The sequence below is a fragment of the Candidatus Binatia bacterium genome (assembly GCA_036382395.1).
Taxonomy (GTDB): domain Bacteria; phylum Desulfobacterota; class Binatia; order HRBIN30; family HRBIN30; genus JAGDMS01.
Genome location: DASVHW010000350.1, coordinates 1 through 6,077, shown reverse-complemented (window position 1 = coordinate 6,077; position 6,077 = coordinate 1). Strand labels below are relative to the sequence as shown.

The following is a 6,077-nucleotide window of genomic DNA, read 5'->3' as shown; positions in this document are numbered from 1 at the left end:
TCAGCTACTCCAGCCCATTTGCCGTTTGGCTTCCGCGGACATCATCGCCGGACTCCAGGGCGGGTCCCATACCATCTCGACCTCCACGCGCTCCGCCTCGGGTAAGGCCTGCCGCACGGCGGTTCGCGCCGTCTCGGTGATGTACTCGTGCAGCGGGCAGGCGCGCGTCGTCATCGTCAGCGTAATGTGGACATCGTTGCCCTGCACCTCCACGCTGTATACCAGACCGAGATCCACGATGTTGATGCCGATCTCCGGATCCATCACCGCTCGCAAAGCTTCCCGAATTCGTTCTTCCATCAGAATGCACTCCGTTGGTGGATTGCTGCAAATTGCCGCGCTTCGCTCGGTCGCGCCACTGGGGTGGCGCGCACGGCCGCCCGCCGTCCCTGCTGCACGGCGCGCGCGGTGTTGGCCAGAAACAGCAGGATGGCGGCAACGTTGAGCAGCCCACCCCACTGACGGCACATCAATGATGCGTGCAGATCACCCGCAACCCGCAGCAGCAGCGAGAAGTGGAGCAATCCGAGATGGGCGTAGAACGCCGAGCGAAACCGGACCGGCACACCCACCACCGCCGGGAAAATGATCGGCGCATGCCCGAAGATCATGGCAAACACAAAGCCGAGGAAGATGGTGTGCAAGACGGCATCATAGTGCAAGCCGGCAACCATCCGCCCCAAGATCACCGAGAGCACACCCCCCAGACCCAACCAGACGTATCCGGAAAGCAGGCATACGGCCACGTAGCGTGTGAGTCCAGTCTGGTGGACGGTCCGGCGCGCAATGTCATGGCGCAAGAGCCACACGGTCAGCGCCACCAGGCTGAGCCCGGTCAGGCGCGCACCGTCATCAGAAGCCATCCCGCCGGAGGTGAGCCCCGCCCACAGCGTCACGATGATGATCAGAAACGCCGACTCGCTGGCGCGTGACCGCTGCGTGAACCGACTCAGTTCCAGCCGCTCTCCCGCAATCGTCAGCACGAGAAAGCCCATCCACCACGACACCACCTCGTACACCGGCCACCCGGCAAGCCACAGGGCGTTGCCCACCAGCCATGCCAGAGCTCCCACACCCATGGTCACGGTGAACAAGGCCGGTTGCGCCCGAATGATCGAAATGAAGATGGCCACCAACCCCGCGCTGCCTGCCGTAATCGCCGCAGGCGCAATCGGACCGGGTACGCCGGCGATGAGCGCCAGTGCCCCGACGCCGGTGAGGAGCGGCGCGGCATAGGCCCACCGACGCCCGAGCCCCACCGCACGCTCGAGACCGATCAGCGTGCCAAGAAATCCGGACACCATCAGCGGCCCGTGCGCCAAGGCAAAACCGGAACGAAACACCGGCACGACCCAACCGAGGCGCAGCAGCCCCGCCCATAACCCTCCCAGCAGCGCCATCATTGCCGCAGCCAGGAGAGGAAACCGCATGAGCCATCGAGACGTCATGGACTACCGCGCATCGCCTATCGCATATCGTCTTTTCTCCGACGATACGCCAGACACCCGATCTTCACGCCGTTTTCCCTACCCGCACTTCCCAGACGTCCGGTCCCTGCTGCAAGTACTCCCATGAGAACTGCCCCTCGTGCTCGTACTTGAACTGGTAGTACAGGGGCTTCGGGTCGTGGTCGTTGACGAGCAAGAAGGCTTCACCAGGCTGTAACGACGCCCAGGTCTGGAAGATCAAGGGATGGCGCTGCGGGGGCGGCGTGTTGCGGACATCTATGGTGGTCTTGACGGTCATACGTGTTGCTCCTTTGTTGATCGTGCGAGGGGCGCTCTTCTCAAGATCGCTGGACTTCGCTGATTCGCACTGCCTGAGCGTCGGCGGAAAGGATGTCCTGCACGCGCCGCAGCCACAGGGTGCGAAAGCGGCTGAGATCTTCCGGCGCCGCGGCCGCGGCCAGTGCCGGGCCAATTGCGGCATGCAGCCCCGCCGGCGCTGGAATGCTGCTCGGATCGTAGATCAGGTGCACGGCACGATCAGTGTCGAGCCGCTCGAAATCGAACTCGTTGCGGCGAAGATCCTCGGGTTTGAAGACAAACAAATTGCGGCGAGCAAACCGCCCCGGGCCGAGCCCTGCGAAGCCGGTCTCCGGCGCCGCCCCGATGACGAGATTCACCAGTTGAGCGATCGGTCCGTAGCCGAAATCCTGCGGGCCACCGTAGGCTGTGACCCGCACCTCCCCACGCACCGCCGGCTCGCTGCCGTACAACGCGGTGAGCCCGTGCCGCAGGATGAGATACGCTCCGGCGACGGTGGGGCAGAGATGGCCCGCAGCCTTCACCAGCTCCTCGAAGGTGACGGCAATGGGCTGAAGTGGGCCAACCAGACCCAGGAACTCGAGAAATGGATCGCGCACGACAATCGGATCGAGCTGCAACGGCATTGCAAGCTCCACCCGCGGACTGGCCTGGACTCGCATGGTGATCGCGCCCATTATTCTCCTCCTGCTACGGCATGCCGGACCGGCACGGGCACCGTGGCGATCGCGGCCTGCCGACGCATCCGCATCGTCATGAAGGTGTTCGTGGTGAAGGCGACGAAGGCCGCGAGGCCAAGCGGGCCTGAGAGGGACACGTACGGTCCAACCGCGCCGATGCCGCCCAGCCCGACCACCACTTGCAGCCCGCGGACGGCTACGGCGGCGTTGAGCAGGTAGTAGGTCGCCGCACTCCATACGGGGCTCCACAATCGATTGCCGGTGAACACCGGGACGATGCGGGTGGCCACGCCGATGATCATCTGCGTGAGAAACCCGAGGGTGAAGGCATGCCGGCCGAGATCGAGGACCACCCGCGACGCGGTCGTTCCGGCCGCAGCCGTGACTGCGGTCCAACCCGGCTCGAAGACCAACGCTGCGATCAACCAGACGTAGGCCGTGAGGATGAAGCGCTCATCGTCGCGGAGCCCGGCCTGCCCCGAATCTAGGCGCGGACCGAAGATGCCGAGCCGCAGCACGAATACCGCCGTGCTCAGCGCCAGGGCCGCACCAGCGACACCACGGAGCAACGGAACCTGCGTCCAGGTTTCGAGCAGCGCGTTTGTCACCCAGAGGAAAACCCCTCCTTGGTACAGTGCGAACAGGAGCATCCGCTTTCGCGGGGTTGGCAAACCCATGAACGCCGGCAGAACCCGCAGGCTCATGCCGAAGATCCAGCAGCCGATGAATCCCCACAGCGCCGCGGCCCACACCGCAGGCAGGAAGCCGATGCCGACACCCGCCGCCGCGGCCACGGAGAGAACGGAGAGGGCGGCGGCAACCACCAGCCAGACACACCCGGCGCGCAGGTAGGGCTCGAAGCCCTCAGGCAGCGGAGGGGTCGCGGCCAGCGTGCGATGCACGATCGAACCGAAGGCAACGGCAGCGCAGAATAGCGACGCCGTTCCCACCAGCCACGTGATGACACTCAGCGGCGGCCCGATCAGCATGCCAACCGCCAGCAGCAGGACGCCGCCCGCCTGCAGCCAGAACGAAGTCGATGCCAAACCCGGATCCGCGAGCGACGTCGACTTGTAGCGCGGCATCGTGTGGTACGCCACGCCCATGATAAACAGGGTGGCAAAACCAAAAACCTGCGCGTACGCGTGCGCCGTCTTCGCCGCCCCGAACGGCATGCTTCCCAGGAAGTTCCATGCTGGCAGTGTGATGTTGGCCAGGGCCAGGGCGCCGAGCGTGGCGCCGAAGCTGAGCGCGAAAACCAGGCTCGAGATGAAGAATCGAGCGAAACTTGAGGTTTCACTGGCGGCGCCCGCGTCGGTGTGCGCCGCGGCAGGTTTGGAGGTCGAAAGGCTCGCAGCCGTGCGGCCCTGCGCCGGCGGCGACGCCTGAACCACCCTTCCCGACCCCAGAGCTTGCAGAAGGGCTTCGAGCCCAATGCCACCGCGTTCCGCCGCTTCGGCCAACGTCGCCCCGCCCCCGCAGCAGGTATCGATCCCGTGCGCCGCAAACACACGACCCAGTGCCGCATCGGCCTGGATGACCTGGTCAACTGTCGTCGTGGCTGAGAAGCTTGTTGTGTTCATCACCGGGCACATAGAGCACCCGGCGTACCAGCTCCGGCATAGCGGCACCCGGAACCGAAAACTTCCAGGCCGGCTCAGGCTTTCTCGTCTCCAGAACGACCGAGAGGGTCGCAGCGCTTAGTGTCTCAAGACACTCTGCCTACAAGGGCAGATGAGTCATGATGACGCGGAATATCAGAAAATTTGCTGTCTCACGCCAAATGAGACAGGGCATTGTCCCAGGTCAGTCTACGGGAACACGGAGGCCGAATTCTTCCAGCTTCCGATAGAGAGTGGCGCGGCCGATGCCGAGCGCCTTCGCCGCACGCAGACGATTGCCGCCGGTCTTCTGCAGCGCCGCCTCGATCGCGGAGCGAGAGATCTTCTCGGTCCGTGGCTGCGCCGTACCGCCGCTTTCGCGGATTTCCGGAGGCAAGTGTTCCCTCGCAATGCGGCGGCCGCGACACTTGATGACGGCGAAGGCCACCGCGTTTTCCAGTTCGCGCACGTTGCCGGGCCAGCGGTATTCGAGCAGGCAGTCAATGGCATCGGGGGCGAAGCCGTCGATGCTCTTGCCCTCCTGGGCTCGGAACCGTGCGAGAACGTGGTCGGCCAGGAGGGGCACATCCGCCCGGCGTTCACGCAGCGGCGGGACATGGATTGGAATCACGCTGAGCCGATAGAAAAGGTCCTCGCGAAATGTGCCGCGAGCGACGAGCGCGCGCAGGTTGCGGTTGGTGGCGGCCATGATGCGGCAGTCCACTGGGATCGTTCGTGCCTCGCCGACCCGCTCGATTTCCTTCTCTTGCAGGACGCGCAACAGCTTCACCTGCGTGCTCATCGACAGTTCGCCGATCTCGTCGAGGAAGATGGTTCCACCGCCCGCCAGCTCGAAGCGGCCGACCTTGTCGCGCATGGCCCCGGTAAAGGCGCCACGCACGTGGCCGAACAGCTCGGACTCCAGTAGGCCTTCGCTGAGGGCGGAGCAGTTCACCTTCACCAGCGGCCCGGTAGCGCGGCGACTGGCGTGGTGAATGGCTTCCGCCACCAGCTCTTTCCCCACACCGGTTTCTCCGAGCAGAAGCACCGTCGCCTCCGACGCCGCGACATCTTCGATCTGCTCGTACAGGGCGCGCATCGCCGGGCTGCGGCCGACGAGATTAGCGAACTCGCTGTGGCCGCGCAGTTCCGTCCGCAGCCGCGCCAGCTCCGTGATGTCGCGGAAGACAACAACGACGCCCGCCGGCTCACCTTCCGGCGCGCGCACCGTGGAACTGTTCAGCACGATGAGACGGCGTTGGCCATCCGGTCGCTGGATCATTACTTCCTGGTCCCGTGCGCCTTCGCCGCCAACGGCGCTGCGCTCCACCGCACATCCGTGGCCACACAGAAAGCCGTGGAAGATCTCATGGCAGGAGGCACCGATCGCCTTTTGCCGTTCCCAGCCGGTAATCTGCTCGGCTGCGGCGTTGAACCGAGTGACCTGCATCGAAGCGTCGCAGACTAAGACACCGTCGGACATGCTATCGAACACGGCGTCGAAATAGCGCTTTTCAGCTGCCAGCTTATCGGCCCCTGTCTCATGTCCCATGAGTCAACTTTGTAGCGCAGTCCACGACGGGACGCCATCTTTACACTTGGCGCAGCTATTCGCTATGCGGTGCGGAGCCCTATGACGCGGCGCGTGGTTCTCATTGCCTGGATTGCTGGCCTCACACTGGGGTTGGCACACGGCGTGGCGGAGGTGCCGGCGGCCATCTGCGCCGCCGCCGCAGTGCCGGCATTGGCCTGGGCCGCCCTGGTATGTCTGTTGGCGCGACGCGAGCGGGAGCCAATGGCGGTGGTGGCGGCAGCGCTACTTGCCGGTGCCGTCGTCGCCGCCTGGCCAGCGTGCAATATCAACCAGACTCTGCTCGACTGGCTGACCACCGTCACCAGTGAAAGCAGCGCACGGTGGACGGTTCCCGCAGTCATTGCGCCGATCGTCGAGGAACTTGCCAAAGCGGTGGCACTCATCCTGCTCGTCATCCTCGTCCCCAGGCGCACGTCGACGATCGTCCGCGGCATGG

At 64.9% G+C, this 6,077-nt stretch carries 7 protein-coding genes; 1 reads left to right on the top strand and 6 read right to left on the bottom strand.

What is annotated here, in order from left to right; translation table 11 throughout:
• From VF515_16780 to VF515_16755, 6 genes are all read right to left on the bottom strand, one after another.
• Entirely contained in the window at positions 1-300 is a 300-nt protein-coding gene (locus VF515_16780; GenBank protein ID HEX7409286.1) for a metal-sulfur cluster assembly factor, read from the bottom strand.
• Positions 300-1,430, bottom strand: a complete 1,131-nt coding sequence (locus tag VF515_16775; GenBank protein ID HEX7409285.1) for a hypothetical protein — start codon at positions 1,428-1,430, stop codon at positions 300-302. Before VF515_16775 ends, VF515_16780 begins: the two co-directional genes overlap by 1 nt.
• A gap of 82 nt (positions 1,431-1,512) precedes the next feature.
• Positions 1,513-1,746, bottom strand: a complete 234-nt coding sequence (locus VF515_16770; GenBank protein ID HEX7409284.1) for a DUF2249 domain-containing protein — start codon at positions 1,744-1,746, stop codon at positions 1,513-1,515.
• Positions 1,747-1,786: 40 nt separating this feature from the next.
• On the bottom strand, positions 1,787-2,443 hold the full coding sequence (locus VF515_16765) for a hypothetical protein (GenBank protein ID HEX7409283.1): 657 nt from the start codon (positions 2,441-2,443) through the stop codon (positions 1,787-1,789).
• Positions 2,443-4,029, bottom strand: a complete 1,587-nt coding sequence (locus VF515_16760; GenBank protein ID HEX7409282.1) for a DUF542 domain-containing protein — start codon at positions 4,027-4,029, stop codon at positions 2,443-2,445. The genes VF515_16765 and VF515_16760 overlap by 1 nt, the downstream gene beginning before the upstream one ends.
• 223 nt (positions 4,030-4,252) lie before the next feature.
• Complete coding sequence (locus VF515_16755) at positions 4,253-5,599, bottom strand: sigma 54-interacting transcriptional regulator (GenBank protein HEX7409281.1); 1,347 nt, start codon at positions 5,597-5,599, stop codon at positions 4,253-4,255.
• A gap of 81 nt (positions 5,600-5,680) precedes the next feature.
• Between VF515_16755 and VF515_16750 the strand changes: the two genes are divergently transcribed.
• Positions 5,681-6,077, top strand: a 397-nt coding sequence (locus VF515_16750; protein ID HEX7409280.1) for a PrsW family glutamic-type intramembrane protease, incomplete at its 3' end; no start/stop codon positions are given.

Excerpts from the sequence above, each read along its gene's own strand:
- VF515_16780 (HEX7409286.1), bottom strand. The coding sequence starts at position 300 with ATGGAAGAACGAATTCGGGAAGCTTTGCGAGCGGTGATGGATCCGGAG.
- VF515_16775 (HEX7409285.1), bottom strand. The coding sequence starts at position 1,430 with ATGCGGTTTCCTCTCCTGGCTGCGGCAATGATGGCGCTGCTGGGAGGG.
- VF515_16770 (HEX7409284.1), bottom strand. The coding sequence starts at position 1,746 with ATGACCGTCAAGACCACCATAGATGTCCGCAACACGCCGCCCCCGCAG.
- VF515_16765 (HEX7409283.1), bottom strand. The coding sequence starts at position 2,443 with ATGGGCGCGATCACCATGCGAGTCCAGGCCAGTCCGCGGGTGGAGCTT.
- VF515_16760 (HEX7409282.1), bottom strand. The coding sequence starts at position 4,029 with ATGAACACAACAAGCTTCTCAGCCACGACGACAGTTGACCAGGTCATC.
- VF515_16755 (HEX7409281.1), bottom strand. The coding sequence starts at position 5,599 with ATGGGACATGAGACAGGGGCCGATAAGCTGGCAGCTGAAAAGCGCTAT.